Raw genomic sequence first — 17,927 nt, 5'->3', positions numbered from 1 at the left:
CCGTTGACCGGTGAGTCTTTCCGAGAGTGATCTGCCCACCACCGAGGACGAGTGGCGGGTCCGGCTGAGCCCCGAGGAGTTCCGGGTGCTCCGCCAGGCCGGCACCGAGCGGCCATGGACCGGCGAGTACGTCGACACCAAGGCCTCCGGCGTCTACCACTGCCGGGCCTGCGGGGCGGAGCTGTTCCGCAGCCAGGACAAGTTCGACTCGCACTGCGGCTGGCCGAGCTTCGACGACGCCATTCCCGGAGCGGTGAAGGAGATCCCCGACAACACCCTCGGCATGCGGCGTACGGAGATCCGCTGTGCCCGGTGCGACAGCCACCTGGGGCACGTCTTCGAGGGGGAGGGTTTTACCCCGAAGGACACCCGGCACTGCGTGAACTCGGTCTCCATCCGGCTCGAACCCCGTTAACCTGGGGCCATACGTCCATTTTTGGGGGATTTCGTATGGCTACCTGTGAGGTCTGCGGCAACGACTACTGGATGGCGTTCGAGGTGCGCACGGCCAGCGGGGCCACGCACACCTTCGACAGCTTCGAGTGCGCGATCCACAAGATGGCGCCGATCTGCGAGCACTGCCAGTGCAAGATCGTCGGCCACGGCGTGGAGGTCTCCGGCCGCTTCTTCTGCTGCGCGCACTGCGCCCGCGCGGTGGAGGGCGCTCAGGGCGCGGAGATCCGCGACGCGGTCGGCGCCCGACCCGCCTGAGCCCGGCCGGCGACGCCGACGCGGATCCGGCGGCGAGGTACGCCCTCGTTCGCCGGCAACCCGTCCCGGCCCGGCCGGGACGACACCCCGGCTGCGACCTAACATCGCGGGATGCCCATCGAGTCGCACGTCGCGAGCTTCGCCGAGCTGGACGCCCGCACCTTCCACGACCTGCTCCGGCTACGCATCGACACGTTCGTCGTGGAGCAGACCTGCCCGTACCCGGAGCTGGACGGCCGGGACGTCGAACCCGGGACCCGGCACCTCTGGCTGACCCGCGACGACGCGGTGTTGGCGTACCTGCGGATCCTGGCCGACCCCGGCGGCGTGACGCGGATCGGCCGGGTGGTGGTGGCGCCGGCGGCCCGTGGCGCGGGCCTGGCCGGCCGGCTGATGACCGAGGCGCTGGCCCTGGTCGGCGCGGACCCGTGTGTGCTGGAGGCGCAGACCCACCTGGTCGACTTCTACGCCGGCCACGGCTTCACGGTCAGCGGGCCCGGATACCTCGACGACGGCATTCCGCACACCCCGATGCGACGGGCGATGTAACGCCGAAGGAAGTCGATACGCTGTGCCCTCCGGTGAGACATGGGAGGGAAACGACAACGTGAGACCAACGGGGATCCGCTGGAACCGCCGGACCGTCGGCATCGCGGCCGCGATGGCCACCACCACGCTGGCCGGCACCATCGGCATGGTCGCGGTGAGCCTGGGCGACGAGGGCGCCGAGTGGGTGGACGCGCCGGTCACCACCGCCCTGCACACAGTGGACTTCCCGGCCGCGACCGGCCGGGATGTCACCATCCCGCGGCGGGACACCGACAGCTTCGCGCTGCTCGGCGTGACCTGGGCGAACCCGAAGGCCGACTTCCGGGGAACCATCGCGGTACGGACCCACGCGGTGGGCGGCGACTGGTCGGACTGGCAGCAGCTCGAGCTGGACGGCCACAGCGGACCGGAGCCGGGTTCCACCGGACCGGCACACGGTGCCACCGATCCGCTCTGGGTCGGCCCGTCCGATGGAGTCGAGGTACGCGCGACGGCGGCTGACGGCCGCACGGCCGGGCGGCTCCCCGACGGGCTGCGGCTGGAGCTGGTTGATCCGGGCCAGCCGAAGCGCCGCAAGGTCAGGGCCGCGGGCGGCGGGCAGGTCCGGCCGCAGCGCCTCCAGCCGGTCGCCGAGCAACGCGCACTGGAGCCCGCCCCCACCGACGGCACCACCACCGAGCCCGAGCCGACCGGCGACCCCACCACCGCGCCCGCCGAGACCACCGACCCGGCGCCCACCGAGACCACCGCACCCGTGCCGACCACCACCACCGCGCCGGCACCCACGACCGGCCCACCGGCACCCAGCACCACCGCGCCGGCACCCACGACCAGCTCACCGGCACCCAGCAGAACCCCGGCCGGCCCGCCGAAGGTGGTGACCCGCGCCGAGTGGAAGGCCGACGAGTCGATCGTCCGCGAGGCGCCCACGTACGGGAAAACGGTGAAGGCGTTCTGGGTGCACCACACCGCCGGGGCCAACAGTTACAGCTGCGCCGATTCGGCGGCCATAGTCCGGAGCATCGAGGTCTACCACATCAAGAGCAATGGCTGGAGCGACATCGGCTACAACTTCCTCGTGGACAAGTGCGGCGTGGTCTTCGAGGGCCGCAAGGGCGGCATCGACAAGCCGGTGACCGGCGCCCACACCTACGGTTTCAACACCGACACCGCCGCCATCGCGGTGCTCGGGGACTACCGCACCACAGGAGTGCCCACTGTGGCGCTCGACGCCATCGCAGTGGTCGCCGCGTACAAGCTCGGCCAGTACGGCAACGACCCGCTCGGCAAGGTCACCCTGACCTCCGGCGTGGAGGGCAAGTACCACCTCGGCCAGCAGGTGGTCTTCAACCGGATCGGTGGGCACCGCGACGCGGTGGCGACCGAATGCCCCGGTGACACGCTCTACGGCCAGCTCGGGACCATCCGCAGCAAGACCGCCAACGTCTACGGGCTGACCATTTCCGGGGTGGCCGGCACCCGCAACGGCACCACCACATACACGAAGGTCCTGACCACCGTGTCCTGGTCCGTGAGCACCCCGAGCGACCTTATCGCCCGCTTCGAGGTGCTGGTGGACGGCGCGGTCGTCGCCACCACCGCCGGCACCGCCCGCTCGGCCGGACTCTCCCTGGCCCCCGGGACGCACACCGTGCAGGTGCGCGGCGTGCACCAGCTGGGCCAGACCGCGACGACCCCGGCGCAGACCGTGGTGGCGGACACCACCGCCCCGGCCTTCGCGTTGCGGCCCACCCTCTCCCTGCGTACCGGCGGGGTGAGCAGCACGGTCGTGCCGGTGTCGCTGAGCTGGCGCGCGACGGACAACGTGGCCGTGCGGTCGGTGGCGCTGACCGCACCGGCCACCGGCACCTTCGCCGGAAGCGGCGCCTGGTCCACCACCACCCGGCCGGGCGTCACCACCACCTGGTCGATGCGGGCGGCGGACTGGTCCGGTAACACCGCGACCTCCTCGGCGTCCTGGATCCCGGTCTTCCTCCCGGAGACCAAGGCCACCCGCAAGGGCACCTGGTCGACCACCACCAGCAGCAAGTATCTGGGCGGCTCGGCGCTCACCGCCAAAGCGGCCAAGGCCTCGCTCAGCTGGACCTTCACCGGCCGCTCGGTCTCCTTCGTGGCGGCGAAGACCTCAGCGTCCGGGCGGGTGGAGATCTGGGTCGACGGCGTCAAGAACACCACGCTGGACCTGAAGTCCAGTACCACCCAGTACCGGCAGGCGGTCTGGGCGAAGAGCTGGGCCGGCAGCGGCCGGCACACGGTGAAGATCGTGGTGCTCGGCACCTCGGGTCGGCCTGGCGTGATCACCGACGGCCTGGTCTACGTGCGCTGACCCCATCGGCGCGACGGGCCCTCGGGGCGATGTCCCGGGGGCCGTCACCGTCCGCGCCAGTCACACCGGGCAGGCGATGGTCATACCAGCGCAGGCCGCGCATCAGGTGAGCAGACATTGACGCATACCGCTTTCATGTGAAAGCGTGCCAGGAAGCCGTCGCGGGAGCCACCCAAAACGGGCGCAGGAGGGGCAACTCCGCGCCGTCCGGGCGTCGTTGACCGCCCCTTCCTGGAGGCTCACATGTCCACTCCACCCCGCCGACGCACCCTGCTCGCGACGGCGTTCCTCGCCGTCGGCGCCCTCGTCGCGGCACTGCTCACCACCGTCATGGCCAGCCCGGCCTCTGCACACGGCTCCGTCGTGGACCCGGCGTCGCGCAACTACAGCTGCTGGCAACGCTGGGGCGGCGACTTCCAGAACCCGGCGATGGCCACCCAGGACCCGATGTGCTGGCAGGCCTGGCAGGCCGACCCGAACGCCATGTGGAACTGGAACGGCCTGTTCCGCGAGGGCGTCGCCGGCAACCACCAGGGGGCCATCCCGGACGGCCAGCTGTGCAGCGGCGGCCGCACCCAGTCCGGCCGGTACAATGCCCTCGACACGGTCGGCGCCTGGAAGACCACGTCGATCGGCAACAACTTCCGGATCAAGTTCTTCGACCAGGCCAGCCACGGTGCCGACTACATTCGGGTGTACGTGACGAAGCAGGGCTTCAACGCGCTGACCAAGCCGCTGGCATGGAGCGACCTGGAGCTGGCCGGGCAGATCGGCAACACGCCGGCCAGCCAGTGGACGCGGGAAACGGACGGCGTGTCGATCCAGGTGCCCGCGAACGCGCCGGGCCGCACCGGCCGGCACATCGTCTACACCATCTGGCAGGCCAGCCACATGGACCAGTCCTACTACATCTGCAGCGACGTCGACTTCGGTGGCTCGACCACCCCGCCGACCACCCCGCCGCCGACCACCACCCCGCCGACGACCACTCCGCCGACGACCACTCCGCCGACCACCACTCCGCCGACCACCCGCCCGCCGACGACGGCTCCCCCGACCACCGCACCGGCCGGCAGCTGCTCCGCCACCTACCGGGTCACCAACTCCTGGACCGGTGGCTTCCAGGGTGAGGTGACGGTGACCGCCGGCGCCTCGGCGATCAAGGGCTGGACGGTCACCTGGACGTTCCCGAGCGGCCAGCAGATCAGCCAGGCGTGGAACGCCGTAGTCACCAGCAGCGGGTCCACGGTGACCGCCCGGAACGAGACCTTCAACGGCTCACTGGCCGCCAGCGGGCAGACCACCTTCGGCTTCCTCGCCTCCGGCAACAGTGCCACTCCCACTCCGAGCTGCACCGCGACCCTCTGACGAGGGGATGAGCAGGGGGCCCTGGCACCGCGCCGGGGCCCCCTGCTCTCACGGCAGGCAGGTGACGATGTCGGCGATGGACCGGCGGCGCCCGGTGTAGAAGGGGACCTCCTCGCGGACGTGCCGGCGGGCCCGGGAGCCCCGCAGATCGCGCATCAGGTCGACGATCCGGTGCAGCTCGTCCGCCTCGAAGGCGAGCATCCACTCGTAGTCGCCCAAGGCGAAGGAGGCCACCGTGTTGGCCCGCACGTCCGGGTAGCCGCGGGCCATCTGCCCGTGCTCGGCGAGCATCTCGCGCCGCTCGGCGTCCGGCAGCAGGTACCACTCGTACGAGCGAATGAACGGGTAGACGCAGATGTAGGCCCGGGCCTCCTCGGCGGCCAGGAACGCCGGGATGTGGCTCTTGTTGAACTCGGCCGGCCGGTGCAGCGCCAGCTGCGACCAGACCGGGGTGAGCGCCCGGCCCAGCGTGGTCCGGCGGAACCGCAGGTACGCGTCCTGCAGCGCGTCGCTCGACGAGGAGTGCCACCAGATCATCAGGTCCGCGTCCGCGCGCAGGCCGGACACGTCGTACGTGCCCCGGATGGTCACATCCTTGCCGGCCAGCTCGCCGAAGAGGGACTCGACCTCGTCGATGACGTTCTCGCGCAGCGACGGGAGCGGGCTGGTCGCCCGGTACACCGACCACATGGTGTAGCGAATGGACTCGTTGAGCTCCCGCAGCCGCGCCGCGTTGGTCTGCTCGGTCATGCCGCCGTTCCTCCCAGTGCTGTGATGATCTCCTCGGCCGCGGTCTCGCCGGATCGGACGCAGACCGGGATGCCGACGCCGTCATAGCCGGCCCCGGCCAGGGCCAGGGTCGGGTGGGCGGCGCGCAGCGCCGCCCGAGCCGCCGTCACCCGGCCGAGGTGTCCGGGCGTGTACTGCGGCAGGGCCCCGCCCCACCGCTGCACGTGCCGGTCGACCGGGGTGGGCAGCGGGACACCCAGCACCTTCGACAGCTCCCGGTGCACGGTGGCGACCAGGTCCTCGTCGGTGAGCTGCAACGACGTCTCGTCGCCGTACCGGCCGACGGAGGCGCGGACCAGGGCGAGCCCGTCCGCCCGGCGCAGGTGCCCCCACTTGGTGGTGAAGAACGTCGACGCCTTGATCAGCAGCCCCTCGGTGGCCGGCACCAGGAACCCGGACAGCTCCGGCAGCTCCGGCTCCGGCAGGGCCATGCTGATCAACGCGACGCTGGCGTAGTCCAACTCGCCGATCGTGGCGGCCACCTCGGACGCCGGGCCGGCGAGCAGCCGGGCGGCCGAACGGGCCGGCACGGCGAGCACCACCGCATCGACGTCCACCTGTTCGGGGTCACGGGTGGGGCCGACGGTCAGCCGCCAGCCGGTGGCGGTGCGGTGCAGCTCGCGGACCGCCGCGTCCCGGCGGATCGTCGCGCCGCTGGCGGCCGCCGCCGCCTCGACCAGGGTGCTCAGCCCGCCGGCCAGGGTGCCGAAGACCGGCGTGCCGGGGGTGCGGGGCGCGGCGGCCTGCGCGGCCCGCACCGCCCCGACCAGGGTGTGCTCGACGCGGGCCGCCCGGGCGAGGGCCGGCATGGTGGCGGCCAGCGAGAGATCGTCGGACCGGCCCGCGTAGACGCCGCCGAGCATCGGGTCGACCAGTCGGTCCACCACCTCGTCGCCGAGGCGGGCGCGGACCAGCGCGCCGACCGGCACGTCGGCGTCCGGGCCGAGCAGCGGTTGGCCGGCGTCCCGGTCGGCGTCCGCCACCGGGCGGGCCACCGCCGCCACCTTCTCCAGATCGCCGGGTACGCCGACCAGCGTGCCGCCCGGCACCGGGCGCAGCCCGCCGTCGACGACCAGCGCGGCCTGCCCGACGCTCGGGTGCACGATCGACTCGGCCAGGCCGAGCTTGCGGACCAGGGCCACCGCCGCGGACTCCCCGCCGGCCGGGTCGCGCATCAGGAACGACTCGGCACCGAACTCGACTGGGCCGCCGGCCAGCTCACCGGTACGCAACTTCCCGCCGAGCCGGCCGGACTGCTCGTACAGGATGATCTCGGTGCCGGCGGGGAGGCGCTCGCGTAACCGGACGGCGGCCGCCAGCCCGGTGATCCCTCCACCGACGATCGCCACCCGGCTCGGTCGCGCCATGGTCCCTCCCCTACTCGACGGGCCGCGCGCTGAGCTCGTGTACCAGCGCGACCACCCTGGTCAGCACATCGGGATCGGTCTCCGGCAGGACGCCGTGACCGAGGTTGAACACGTGACCGGGGGCGGACCGCCCCTGGTCGAGAATCCGGCGCACCTCGGCCTCCACCACCGGCCAGGGCGCGAACAGCACGCACGGGTCGAGGTTGCCCTGCACGGCCTTGTCCGGGCCGATCCGGCGGGTCGCCACGTCCAACGGCGTACGCCAGTCCACGCCGACCACGTCGGCGCCGGCCTCGCCCATCGCGCCGAGCAGCTCGGCGGTGCCCACCCCGAAGTGGATCCGGGGCACTCCGGGCGACCGCTCCGGCTCGGCGCGTCCGTCGCCGCGCCGCGACCCGGAGCGGTCGCCGTCGGCCAGGCCGCCGAGCACGCGGGTCGAGTGCGGCAGCACGTAGCGGCGGTAGTCGGCCTCGGACAGCGCCCCGGCCCAGGAGTCGAAGAGCTGCACCGCGGAGACCCCGGCGTCGATCTGCACCCGCAGGAACGACAGCGTCACCTCGACCAGCCGGTCGCAGAGCGCGTGCCACAGCTCCGGGTCGCCGTACATCAGCGCCTTGGTCTTCGCGTGGGTCCGTGACGGCCCGCCCTCGACCAGGTAGCTGGCCAGGGTGAACGGGGCACCGGCGAAACCGATCAGCGGGGTGTCGCCCAGCTCGGCGACGAGCAGCCGGACCGCCTCGTCCACGTAGGACACGTCGTCGACGGTGATCGGGCGGATCCGGTCGACGTCGGCCGCGGTGCGGACCGGCTCGGCCACCACCGGCCCGGTGCCGGGCACGATGTCCAGGTCCACCCCGGCGGCGGCCACCGGCACCACGATGTCACTGAACAGGATCGCCGCGTCGACCCCGTGCCGGCGTACCGGCTGGAGGGTGATCTCGGTGACCAGTTCGGGGCGACGGCACGACTCCAGCATCGGCACGTTGGCCCGGATCTCGCGGTACTCCGGCAGCGAGCGGCCGGCCTGGCGCATGAACCACACGGGGGTGTGCGGCCCGGCCTCGCGCCGGCAGGCGCGGACGAAGGGTGAGTGGGCCGGCCCACCGTGGTGGGTTTGTCCGTCTCGGGCCGCGGTGCCCGTGGTGTCGTGGCTCATCGCGGCAATCGTGCCACGCCGGCCGATCCGGCCTGCCGCCCCCGTCACCTTTTGTGACGTAGCCGGAAGGGCCCCCGCCTGACGCCTACGGCACCGGACTCCCGGCCGACACGGCCGCCGGTGTCACATGATCGTGACCGCCGCTCGGCGTGCCGTCGCCCGGCGCGGGCGGGCGGCGGCATAGGCTGCCCGCATGGCCCCCCCGATCGCGCTCCCCGAAACCTTCGCTCGCGCGGTCGCCGGGCTGCGATCGGTGACACCCCGCACCGAAATTGTGCTGGAGGAGGTCGGCGCACCCCAGCGCCTGGCCCCGTACGCGTTCGCGCTCTCCGCGGGGGTGCTCCGGGGCGAGGACGAGGTGTCCACCGGGCGGCTGATCCTGCTGCACGACCCGGCCGGGCATGAGGCGTGGCAGGGCACCCTGCGGCTGGTCACCTACGTGACGGCCGAGTTGGAGGTCGACCTGGCCAGCGACCCGTTGCTGCCCGGGGTGGGCTGGACCTGGCTGACCGACGCGTTGGACGCGCAGGACGCCCGGTACCGGGCGATCGGCGGCACGGTCACCCAGACGCTCTCCACCCGGTTCGGCGAGCTGGCCGGGCCGCCCACCGCCGGTGACATCGAGATCCGCGCCTCATGGACGCCGCTCGGCGTCGACCTGGCCCCGCACCTGCTCGGCTGGTGCGCCCTGCTCGCCTCGACGGCCGGGCTGCCGCCACCCGGCGTGACGGCCCTGTCGTCCCGCCGCCCGGCCGGCGCCGCCTGAGCGGCCGAAGCACCGACACGGGCCGCCCCGGGGAGTCCGGAGCGGCCCGTACGGCAGGCCGTCAGAGGTATTTCTCGGCCTCGTCGCAGACCTTGTCCAGGCCCTTGGTGGCCTTGTCGAAGGCCGCCTTGTCGCCCCGCGACCCCGCCGCGAGGGCGGTCGTGAGCCCGTCAAGGCACTTGGCGATGACCTTCTTCTGCCGGGCCTGCTCATCCCGGTCATTCTTGGTGCCGGTCAGGTCCTGCTCGGTGTCGGCGAGCTTGTCCCGCATCGCCTGCAGGTCGGCCTTGAGCTTCTCGATCTCCTGCCCGTTCGCCTGGATCGTGCCGTCCCGCTGGCTGACCTTCTCCTCGGTGACGTGCAGCTTCGTGTTCGTGTCGAGGTAGAGGTAGCTCATCACGCCGCCGAAGACGAACAGCAGCCCGGCGACGATCGCGAGGACCAGGGTGCTACGCCCACGGCGAGGGGCCGCCACCGGCGCCCCGTACGGCGGCACCACACCGGGCGGGGCCGACATCGGCTGCGGCCCGAACCCGGGGCCGGAGACCGGCGGGGCGGACATCGGCGGCGCCGACATCGGCTGCGGGTAGCCGGGCGCGGAGACCGGGGCGGCTCCGGGCACGTACTGGCCGGGAACCGGCGGGGCGGGAAACGGCGGGACGGGCTGGGGCTGGGGCTGGGGCTGGGCCGGCTCGGGCGCAGCGTACTGCTGGGCCGCCGGCTGCGCGGCCGGGAACGGCCCGGCCGGCTGCTGGGCCGCCGGCTGCTGCGCGGCCGGGAACGGCTCGGTCGGCTGCTGCGCGGCCCGGAACGGCTCGGTCGGCTGCTGCGCGGCCCGGAACGGCTCGGTCGGCTGCGGGCCGGCCGGGAACGGCTCGGCTGGCGACTGGCCGGCCGGGGCCTGCTGGGGTACGGGCTGGCCGGCGTACGGGCCGCCGTAGACGGTGCCGCCCGGCGGCTGGGGCGGGTAGCCCTCTGCTCCGGTCGGTGGCTGGGACATGTCGTTTCCTCCAGATTGCTGATCCCCGTGGGTGGCCCCGACGGGCCGGGAAGCTGCGAGCTGGCGTGACCTGGGTCACGCCGAACGGTGCGAAGGTGGCCAGGGTGACCGGGCGGCGCCGGTCAGCAGAGCTTGAACGTGTCGCAGGCGGTCTTGACCGGCACGGCGAGGCCGATGCCCTCGGCGTCCCGGGCCTTGGCGGTGGCGATGCCGACGACCTCCTTGGAGCCGTTGATCACCGGGCCGCCTGAGTTGCCGGGATTGATCGGAGCATCGAACTGGATCACCGGGCCCGAGCCGTCCTCGTCCTTACGGAACGCGCTCACCACCCCGGTGGTCACGCTGTCCTGCAGGCCGAGCGGGGCGCCGACCACCACGATCTGCTGCCCTGATCGGACCGGCTCGGTGGCCGCGACCAGCCCGGTGAACCGGGCGGTGGTACGCAACTGGGCGAGGTCCTTGTCCTTGTCGACCTTCACGATGGTGGCCTCGAAGCGCTGGCCGGTCCGCTCCAGGAAGACCTTCCGGCCGCTCTTGTCGTAGACCGCCTCCACCACGTGGAAGTTGGTGAGCAGCGTGGTGCCACCGCCGGTCGGCGGCTTGCCGATCGCGAAGGCCGTACCGGTGAAATCGCCGGCGCGAACCCGGAACACGCTCGGCAGCACCGCGCTGGCCACGGCCTCCGGGTTGAAGGCGGCGCCGGCCTGCTTCTCCAAGGCCTCCGCGCGCTTCTCCAGGCCGTCCAGACGGACGCCGTCGACGCCGTGGGCCTCGGCCAGCCGCTGGTCGGTGGCGGCGAGCCGGCCGTCCAGCCGGTGAATCTGGTACGCCTGCACGCCCGCGACCACCGCCAGCACCCCGGCCAGCGCGAACGCCACCACCGGCAGCCGGCGCCGCCGCCCGGGCCCGTCCGCCGGCGCATCGGGGTACGCCGTCCCCGGGCCGGCCGGCCCCGGGTAACCCGGCCCAACGGTCGGCTGCCCCGGATACGCCGCCCCGAGGACCGGCTGTCCAGGCACGGCGGCCGCCCCTCCGGGCGCGATGGCCGGGACACCCGGCGCAGCGGCCGCTCCACCGGGCGAGAGAGTCGGTCCTCCCGGCGCGGCGACCGGCGCACCGGGCGCGATGGCTGGTCCCCCGGGCGCGGTGGCTGGCCCACCGGGCGTAATGGCTGGTCCCCCGGGCGCGACGCCGAGCGGGGCCGGCGGCCACGGACCCTGGGTGCGCGGGGCGGCGGAGAGGCCGGTCGGGTCGCCCCACTGCCCGCCGTTGGCCGCCGGAGGCCAGCTGGTCCGGCCGGCTGGCGGGGCAGGCTGACCCGGCACAACTCCGGGGTGGCCCGGCACAACTCCCGGGTGACCCGGCACAACTCCCGGGTGACCCGTCGCGACTCCGGGGTGACCCGTCGCGACTCCGGGGTGGCCTGCCGCGACTCCGGGGTGGCCTGCCGCACCAGCAGCCTGACCCGGGACACCGCCGAGCTGGGCAGGAGCGCCGGCGGGCGAGGTCGGACGCTGGGCTCCGGCCGCCTGACCAACGGCGCCGGGCACGGCAGGTGGGTTGGCGAAACCGCCGCCGGTTCCGATCGGCAGGGTAGCGTCGGCCCGCTCGTCGGCGCCCTGCCCCGGCACCTCGTCACCGGCTCGGTATCCGGCCGTCATGATCGCTCGTCCTCCCCGTGAACGCCCCGTCTGATGCCGCTACGCGGCCTTCGACACCCGCCACGGCTCGATGGACCGTACCGGCGCGAACGTGGTTTGTCTCCCCCGTTGTCCGACCATGCCACGCCGAGGCCACCCGGCCCGATCGCGACACTCGCCAGCCATCCCGCCGACACACGGCGGACCGGCTGCGCACACCGGATCGCCCGGCGAACTAGGGTTGTCAGGTGACCGACGAACCACCCCTGCGCCGTCGGGCCGCCGAAAGCCGTGCGGGAGAGGCCTCACCGTATCCGTCGTCGGCCGCGCCGCAGCCCTCGGACGCAGGGACCGAACCCAGCGCCGGCGGCCCCGTGCCGTTGACCGAGCCCCGCGAGGGCACCCCCACGCCGGTAGCCGCACCGAGCGAACTCGACGAGGTCGTGGCGCGTTTCGCGGCGGCCGTCGGCCCGGTGGCCCTGGACGCCGAACGCGCCTCCGGATACCGCTACAGCCAGCGGGCGTACCTCGTGCAGTTGCGGCGGGCCGGCGCTGGCACCGTGCTCATCGACCCCCTGCCGCTGCCCGACCTCTCCGCCCTGGACGCGGCCATCGCCGAGGCCGAGTGGGTGCTGCACGCCGCCAGCCAGGACCTCGCCTGCCTCGCCGAGCTGGGGCTGCGCCCACGCCGGCTCTTCGACACCGAACTGGCCGCCCGGCTGGCCGGCTTCGAGCGGGTCGGGCTTGCCGCGCTGACCGAACAGCTGCTCGGCTACACGCTGGAGAAGCACCACTCGGCGGCGGACTGGTCCAGCCGGCCGCTGCCGGAGTCCTGGCTGACGTACGCGGCTCTGGACGTGGAGATGCTGGTCGACCTGCGCGACTCCCTCGACGAGGAGCTGCGCCGGCAGGGCAAGTCGGAGTGGGCGTCGGAGGAGTTCGCCGCTCTGGTCCGCAACGGCGCCCGCCCGCCGCGCGTACGGGCCGAGCCCTGGCGGCGCACCTCCGGCATCCACCGGGTACGCGGCGCCCGGGCGCAGGCCCGGGTGCGTTCCCTCTGGTACGCCCGGGACCAGATCGCGGCGCGGCGGGACGCCGCCCCGGGGCGGGTGCTGCCGGACTCGGCGATCGTGGCCGCCGCCGAGCTGGATCCGAAGGACGAGAAGACCCTGCTCACCCTGCCCGGCTTCGGTGGTCGCTCGGTACGCCGGCTGGCCCGTACCTGGCTGGCGGCCCTGGACGACGCCCGGCAGCTGCCCGACGACGCGCTGCCGGTGGCCCCGATCGTGGAGGGCCCGCCCCCACCGCACCGGTGGGCGGAGCGCGACCCGGTGGCGGCGGCCCGGCTGGCCCGCTGCCGCGAGGTGGTGGTCGCTACGGCCGGCGCGCACAACCTCCCGCCGGAGAACCTGATCGCCCCCGACTACGTCCGCCGCCTGGCCTGGCAACCCCCGGAGGAGATCACCGAAGCCACGGTCGCGGAAATCCTCCAGGGCTTCGGCGCCCGCCAATGGCAGCTCACCCTCCTCCTCCCCACCCTCACCCCCGCCCTCACCACCCCCTGACCAAACTCCTCCCGCGTCGATCATGAGGTTGGCGGCACCTTTGTAGATCCACATCACCGCCAACCTCATGATCGACGCGAGCCGGGCGTCCGGGCGCGGGATGTGTGGGGTGGGCCACATGGGGGGTGGTGACGGGTTTTGGTTACTGGCGAGTAGCATCCGAGGAAATGCCAGTGCCGGGCGACCCTCGTTCGGGCCGTGGCGCTGCCGGGCGGCGCGTCGGCCGAACCGTGGTCGAAGAGGAGGCTCCAAGTGCCCCGTGAAGTTCGGGATGTCGTCTTCGTCGACGGCGTCCGCACCCCCTTCGGCAAGGCGGGTGGCATGTACGCCAACACCCGCGCCGACGATCTGGTGATCCGCTGCATCCGCGAGCTGATGCGACGCAACCCGCAACTGCCGCCCGAGCGGGTCGAGGAGGTCGCCATCGCGGCCACCACCCAGATCGGCGACCAGGGCCTGACCATCGGCCGCACCGCCGCCCTGCTGGCCGGCCTGCCCAAGACGGTGCCGGGCTTCGCCATCGACCGGATGTGCGCCGGCGCGATGACCGCCGTCACCACCGTCGCCGGTGGCATCGCGATGGGCGCGTACGACGTAGCCATCGCCGGCGGCGTCGAGCACATGGGCCGCCACCCGATGGGCGAGGGCGTCGACCCCAACCCCCGGATCATCGCGGAAAAGCTGGTCGACCCGTCCGCCCTGGTCATGGGGGCCACCGCGGAGAACCTGCACGACCGGGTCCCGCACATCACCAAGCAGCGCACCGACGCGTTCGCGCTCGCCTCCCAGCAGCGGACCGCCAAGGCGTACGCGAACGGCAAGCTCCAGGGCGACCTGGTGCCGGTGGCCATCCGCGACGAGGAGAACGGCTGGGGCCTGGCAGGAGTGGACGAGGCGCCCCGGGACACCTCGATGGAGAAGCTCGCCGGCCTGAAGACCCCGTTCCGCCCGCACGGCAAGGTCACCGCCGGCAACGCGGCCGGCCTGAACGACGGCGCCACCGCCGCCCTGATCGTCGCCGAGGAGACCGCCCGCGAGTTGGGCCTGCCGATCGCCATGCGGCTGGTGTCGTACGGCTTCGTCGGCGTCGAGCCCGAGGTGATGGGCGTCGGCCCGATCCCGTCGACCGAGAAGGCGCTGCGCATCGCCGGCCTGACCATCGACGACATCGGCCTGTTCGAACTGAACGAGGCGTTCGCCGTGCAGGTGCTCGCCTTCCTCGACCACTTCGGCATCGCCGACGACGACCCGCGGGTCAACCCGTGGGGCGGTGCGATCGCCATCGGTCATCCGCTCGCCTCCTCCGGCGTACGGCTGATGACCCAGCTCGCCCGGCAGTTCGCCGAGCACCCCGAGGTCCGCTACGGCCTCACCGCCATGTGCATCGGCATCGGCATGGGCGGCACGGTGATCTGGGAGAACCCACACTGGACGGAGTCCAGCAAGCCTGCTCAGCGGGAGGGTGGAGACAAGTGAGCGCGAGGAGTGAGCCGGGTTTGCGTGCCCCGCAGTCGCGAACGGAAGGTGGCACGGTGAGCGCGCTCGCCGCACCGAACGAGGTCGTCACCAGGGCGCTGCTGCGCCAGGTGAACGTGCCGGGGCTGGACCGTCCCGCCGCCCTGATCACCCTGGACAACGGCCTCGACCACACCAAGCCGAACACCTTCGGCCCGGCCGGGCTGACCAGCCTGGACGAGGCGATCACCGCCGCGCTGGCGGCGAACCCGGCGTTCATCGCGGTCACCGGCAAGCCGTACATCTTCTGCGTGGGCGCGGACATCACCTCCCTGCCGCTGCTGGCGAACCGCGAGCAGGCGCTGGAGATCGGCCGGCTCGGCCACCGGGTCTTCGCCCGGCTCAAGGACAGCGAGATCCCGACCTTCGCCTTCGTGAACGGCGCGGCGATGGGCGGCGGCCTGGAGTTGGCTCTGCACTGCCGCTACCGGACGCTCTCCGGCGGGGCCACGGCGCTCGCGCTGCCCGAGGTCTCGCTCGGCCTGGTGCCGGGCTGGGGCGGCACGCAGCTGCTGCCGAACCTGATCGGCATCCCGGCCGCCACCCAGGTGATCCTGCAGAACCCGCTGATGCAGAACAGGATGCTCAAGCCGAAGCAGGCGGCCGAGATGGGCATCGCGGACGTGCTGCTGGAGCCGGCCGACTTCCTGGAGCGGTCCCTGGAGTGGGCCGCCGGCGTGGTCCGGGGCGAGGTCACGGTGACCCGGCCCGAGGTCGACAAGGACATGTGGGCGGGCGTGCTCTACTTCGCCCGGCAGACCCTCGACCAGCGGCTGCACGGCGCGGTCCCGGCCGCGTACAAGGCCCTGGACCTGTTGGAGACGGCGAAGGACGGCGACTTCGCGGCCGGCACCGCCGACGAGGACGAGGCCCTCGCCGACCTGATCTTCTCCGAGGAGCTGCGCAGCGGCCTGTACGCCTTCGACCTGGTGCAGCGGCGGGCCAAGCGGCCGGCCGGGGCACCGGACAAGGGCCTGGCCCGCCCGGTCACCAAGGTGGGCATCGTCGGCGCCGGCCTGATGGCCAGCCAGCTCGCTCTGCTGTTCGCCCGCCGCCTCCAGGTGCCGGTCGTCATGACCGACCTGGACCAGGCCCGGGTGGACAAGGGCGTCGGCTACGTGCACACCCAGATCGAGAAGGCCGTCAGCCGGGGCCGGATGGACAAGGGCACCGCCGCCAAGCTGTACGGCCTGGTCAGCGGCTCGGTCGACAAGAGCGCCCTCGCCGACGCCGACTTCGTCATCGAGGCGGTCTTCGAGGACCTGACCGTCAAGAAGCAGGTCTGGGCCGAGCTGGAGAAGATCGTCTCCCCGGAGGCGGTGCTCGCCACCAACACCAGCTCGCTCTCGGTCAGCGCGATGGCGGCGGACCTGGAGCACCCGGAGCGGGTGGTCGGCTTCCACTTCTTCAACCCGGTCGCCGTGCTGCCGCTGCTGGAGATCGTCCGGGGCGAGCGGACCGACGACGCCGCCCTGGCCACCGCGTTCGCCGTCGGCAAGCAGCTCAAGAAGTCGTCGGTGCTGGTGAAGGACGCCCCGGCGTTCGTGGTCAACCGGCTGCTGACCCGCTTCCTCGGCACGGTCTTCGCCGCCGTCGACGCCGGCACCCCGCTGGATGTGGCGGACAGCGCGCTGGACTCGCTGGGTCTGCCGATGCGCCCGCTCGCCCTGCTCCAACTGGTCGGCCCGGCCGTGGCGTACCACGTGGGCGGTACCCTGCACGCCGCCTTCCCGGAGCGGTTCGGGGTCAGCGAGAACCTCAGGCGGATCGCCGACTCCGGCCAGCCGATCGTGGTCGACGACCAGATCAACGCCGAGGTGGCCAAGCTGCTCGTGGTCGGCGACCAGCCGCTGACCGCCGAGCAGGTCCGGCAGAACGCCCTGGAGGCGCTGGCGCAGGAGATCCGGCTGATGCTCGACGAGGGCGTGGTCGCCGAGGCGCAGGACATCGACCTGTGCATGATCCTCGGCGCCGGCTGGCCGTTCCACCTGGGCGGCGTCACGCCGTACCTGGACCGGACCGGCACCGCCGAGCGGGTGACCGGCCGGCGATTCCTGCCGCCCGGGGCGGCCAGCCTGCGGTGACAGCTCCAGCTCGGCGCGTCTGACGCCGCGCCCGCGACCTGGCGCCGTCAGGTGATCCACGTCGCTCGCCACGGTCGCGGTGGCCGGTCGTCCCCTGGGCGGCCCGGCCACCGCGACCGTCGTTCGGCCTGCCGGATCACAAGCCGGTTCCGGTTTCGTCACGCCCACCCTGGGCGGACGGCAGCTTGTCGGTGCGGCTCGATACGATCACGCGTCCAGATTTCACACAGGAGCTGACCAAAATCATGTCGCAGCCGCCGTCCAGTCCGTACCCCGGTTCCTACCCCCCGCCGCCGCAGCAGCCCGGCGGATACCAGCCGCCGCAGCAGCCCGGCGGATACCCGCAGGCCCCGCAGCAGCCCGGCGGGTACCCGGGTGCCGGCCAGCCCGGTTTCGGTGCCCCCACCGAGCCGCCGAAGAAGAAGTCCAACGTCGGGAAGATCCTGCTGATCGTCCTGGCAGTCGTGGTGGTGCTCTGCGTCGGTGGCGGCGTGGCGCTCTACTTCGCCGGGAAGGACGCGGTGAACGAGGTGGTCGACGCCTCGAAGACCCGCGTGGTCGAGCCCGAGACGCTGGGCGGCCGGGCGAAGTCGACCGACGCGTCGCTGGTCTCCGTCGTCGAAGAGGCGAAGACGGAGATGAAGACCACCGTGCCGGGCGCGACCAGCATCGTCGGCGGAGTCTACGGTGACCCGGCGAAGCAGGACATGCTCATGGTCGTCGGCGCGTCCGCCTTGCAGGTCGACCCGAAGAAGGAGCTGGACACCGGCCTCAGCCAACTCGGTGGCAGCCTCGGGGTGACGGAGTTCAGGACGATCGACGCCGGCCCGCTGGGCGGCGACGCCAAGTGCGGCGACGGCAAGAGCTCCGGCGTCGACATGGGGATCTGCGCCTGGTCGGACCGGGGCAGCTTCGGCATGTTCATCCTCTACTTCAAGTCCTCCGCCGACCTCGAGAAGCAGTTCGCCACGCTGCGGGCCGAGGTCGAGAAGAAGGACTGACCCTTCCGGAACGACCGGTGAACCAGGCCCCCGCCAGCTTGGCGGGGGCCCGGTTCGCTTCAGGGTGGG

General features: G+C 72.8%; 16 protein-coding genes. 11 read left to right on the top strand and 5 right to left on the bottom strand.

The window, feature by feature from the left end; all coding sequences use genetic code 11:
- The first annotated feature begins 10 nt into the window (after positions 1–10).
- The 5 genes from msrB (at position 11) to ACIRG9_RS04560 (ending at position 4,975) form a co-directional block, all read left to right on the top strand.
- The gene (msrB, locus tag ACIRG9_RS04580; RefSeq protein ID WP_402850012.1) at positions 11–415 is read left to right on the top strand and encodes a peptide-methionine (R)-S-oxide reductase MsrB; all 405 of its coding nucleotides are present in this window, start codon (positions 11–13) and stop codon (positions 413–415) included.
- Positions 416–450: 35 nt separating this feature from the next.
- On the top strand, positions 451–711 hold the full coding sequence (locus ACIRG9_RS04575) for a Prokaryotic metallothionein (RefSeq protein ID WP_402850010.1): 261 nt from the start codon (positions 451–453) through the stop codon (positions 709–711).
- 111 nt (positions 712–822) lie between these two features.
- Positions 823–1,260 (top strand): GNAT family N-acetyltransferase, encoded by a 438-nt coding sequence (locus ACIRG9_RS04570; RefSeq protein WP_402850007.1) that lies wholly within the window; start codon positions 823–825, stop codon positions 1,258–1,260.
- A gap of 58 nt (positions 1,261–1,318) precedes the next feature.
- Positions 1,319–3,607 carry an N-acetylmuramoyl-L-alanine amidase gene (locus ACIRG9_RS04565; RefSeq protein ID WP_402850004.1) on the top strand — a complete coding sequence of 763 codons (2,289 nt, stop codon included), beginning with the start codon at positions 1,319–1,321 and terminating at the stop codon, positions 3,605–3,607.
- A 243-nt stretch (positions 3,608–3,850) separates the two neighbouring features.
- The gene (locus tag ACIRG9_RS04560; RefSeq protein ID WP_402850001.1) at positions 3,851–4,975 is read left to right on the top strand and encodes a lytic polysaccharide monooxygenase; all 1,125 of its coding nucleotides are present in this window, start codon (positions 3,851–3,853) and stop codon (positions 4,973–4,975) included.
- A gap of 48 nt (positions 4,976–5,023) precedes the next feature.
- On the opposite strand, the gene hemQ is transcribed toward ACIRG9_RS04560, so the two are convergent.
- From hemQ to hemE, 3 genes are read right to left on the bottom strand one after another with little or no spacing between them, the layout of a single operon-like run.
- Positions 5,024–5,725 carry a hydrogen peroxide-dependent heme synthase gene (gene hemQ / locus ACIRG9_RS04555; protein WP_402849999.1) on the bottom strand — a complete coding sequence of 234 codons (702 nt, stop codon included), beginning with the start codon at positions 5,723–5,725 and terminating at the stop codon, positions 5,024–5,026.
- Complete coding sequence (hemG, locus tag ACIRG9_RS04550) at positions 5,722–7,131, bottom strand: protoporphyrinogen oxidase (protein ID WP_402849996.1); 1,410 nt, start codon at positions 7,129–7,131, stop codon at positions 5,722–5,724. Before hemG ends, hemQ begins: the two co-directional genes overlap by 4 nt.
- 10 nt (positions 7,132–7,141) lie before the next feature.
- Positions 7,142–8,287, bottom strand: coding sequence for a uroporphyrinogen decarboxylase (gene hemE, locus ACIRG9_RS04545; RefSeq protein WP_402849993.1), 1,146 nt, complete (start codon positions 8,285–8,287; stop codon positions 7,142–7,144).
- A gap of 193 nt (positions 8,288–8,480) precedes the next feature.
- Here hemE and ACIRG9_RS04540 point away from each other — a divergent pair, with 193 nt between their 5' ends.
- A complete protein-coding gene (locus ACIRG9_RS04540; RefSeq protein ID WP_402849990.1) occupies positions 8,481–9,053 on the top strand; it encodes a DUF3000 domain-containing protein in 573 nt (190 codons plus the stop codon).
- A 61-nt stretch (positions 9,054–9,114) separates the two neighbouring features.
- Here the strand turns inward: ACIRG9_RS04540 and ACIRG9_RS04535 are convergent, their stop codons facing one another.
- A complete protein-coding gene (locus ACIRG9_RS04535) occupies positions 9,115–10,053 on the bottom strand; it encodes a hypothetical protein (RefSeq protein ID WP_402849987.1) in 939 nt (312 codons plus the stop codon).
- Positions 10,054–10,175: 122 nt separating this feature from the next.
- Positions 10,176–11,222 carry a S1C family serine protease gene (locus tag ACIRG9_RS04530; RefSeq protein WP_402850290.1) on the bottom strand — a complete coding sequence of 349 codons (1,047 nt, stop codon included), beginning with the start codon at positions 11,220–11,222 and terminating at the stop codon, positions 10,176–10,178.
- Positions 11,223–11,387: 165 nt separating this feature from the next.
- Here ACIRG9_RS04530 and ACIRG9_RS04525 point away from each other — a divergent pair, with 165 nt between their 5' ends.
- From ACIRG9_RS04525 to ACIRG9_RS04505, 5 genes are all read left to right on the top strand, one after another.
- Positions 11,388–11,735 (top strand): hypothetical protein, encoded by a 348-nt coding sequence (locus tag ACIRG9_RS04525; protein ID WP_402849984.1) that lies wholly within the window; start codon positions 11,388–11,390, stop codon positions 11,733–11,735.
- A gap of 206 nt (positions 11,736–11,941) precedes the next feature.
- Complete coding sequence (locus tag ACIRG9_RS04520; protein WP_402849981.1) at positions 11,942–13,258, top strand: ribonuclease D; 1,317 nt, start codon at positions 11,942–11,944, stop codon at positions 13,256–13,258.
- 252 nt (positions 13,259–13,510) lie between these two features.
- Positions 13,511–14,734, top strand: a complete 1,224-nt coding sequence (locus ACIRG9_RS04515) for a thiolase family protein (RefSeq protein WP_402849979.1) — start codon at positions 13,511–13,513, stop codon at positions 14,732–14,734.
- Positions 14,735–14,790: 56 nt separating this feature from the next.
- Positions 14,791–16,857: a 3-hydroxyacyl-CoA dehydrogenase NAD-binding domain-containing protein gene (locus tag ACIRG9_RS04510; protein WP_402849976.1), complete on the top strand. Its 2,067-nt coding sequence runs from the start codon at positions 14,791–14,793 to the stop codon at positions 16,855–16,857.
- 245 nt (positions 16,858–17,102) lie between these two features.
- Complete coding sequence (locus ACIRG9_RS04505) at positions 17,103–17,858, top strand: hypothetical protein (RefSeq protein ID WP_402849974.1); 756 nt, start codon at positions 17,103–17,105, stop codon at positions 17,856–17,858.
- Positions 17,859–17,927 lie beyond the last annotated feature (69 nt).

Origin of the sequence: Micromonospora sp. NPDC093277, assembly GCF_044765245.1 — a bacterium.
Lineage (GTDB): Bacteria > Actinomycetota > Actinomycetes > Mycobacteriales > Micromonosporaceae > Micromonospora.
Note: the sequence above shows the minus strand (reverse complement) of the source record. Positions and strands in the feature narration are given on the sequence as shown.

What these genes read in the sequence shown, in the direction of transcription:
- ACIRG9_RS04575 (WP_402850010.1), top strand. Translation starts at nt 451, where the DNA reads ATGGCTACCTGTGAGGTCTGCGGCAACGACTACTGGATGGCGTTCGAG.
- ACIRG9_RS04570 (WP_402850007.1), top strand. Translation starts at nt 823, where the DNA reads ATGCCCATCGAGTCGCACGTCGCGAGCTTCGCCGAGCTGGACGCCCGC.
- ACIRG9_RS04560 (WP_402850001.1), top strand. Translation starts at nt 3,851, where the DNA reads ATGTCCACTCCACCCCGCCGACGCACCCTGCTCGCGACGGCGTTCCTC.
- hemQ (WP_402849999.1), bottom strand. Translation starts at nt 5,725, where the DNA reads ATGACCGAGCAGACCAACGCGGCGCGGCTGCGGGAGCTCAACGAGTCC.
- hemG (WP_402849996.1), bottom strand. Translation starts at nt 7,131, where the DNA reads ATGGCGCGACCGAGCCGGGTGGCGATCGTCGGTGGAGGGATCACCGGG.
- hemE (WP_402849993.1), bottom strand. Translation starts at nt 8,287, where the DNA reads ATGAGCCACGACACCACGGGCACCGCGGCCCGAGACGGACAAACCCAC.
- ACIRG9_RS04540 (WP_402849990.1), top strand. Translation starts at nt 8,481, where the DNA reads ATGGCCCCCCCGATCGCGCTCCCCGAAACCTTCGCTCGCGCGGTCGCC.
- ACIRG9_RS04535 (WP_402849987.1), bottom strand. Translation starts at nt 10,053, where the DNA reads ATGTCCCAGCCACCGACCGGAGCAGAGGGCTACCCGCCCCAGCCGCCG.
- ACIRG9_RS04505 (WP_402849974.1), top strand. Translation starts at nt 17,103, where the DNA reads ATGTCGCAGCCGCCGTCCAGTCCGTACCCCGGTTCCTACCCCCCGCCG.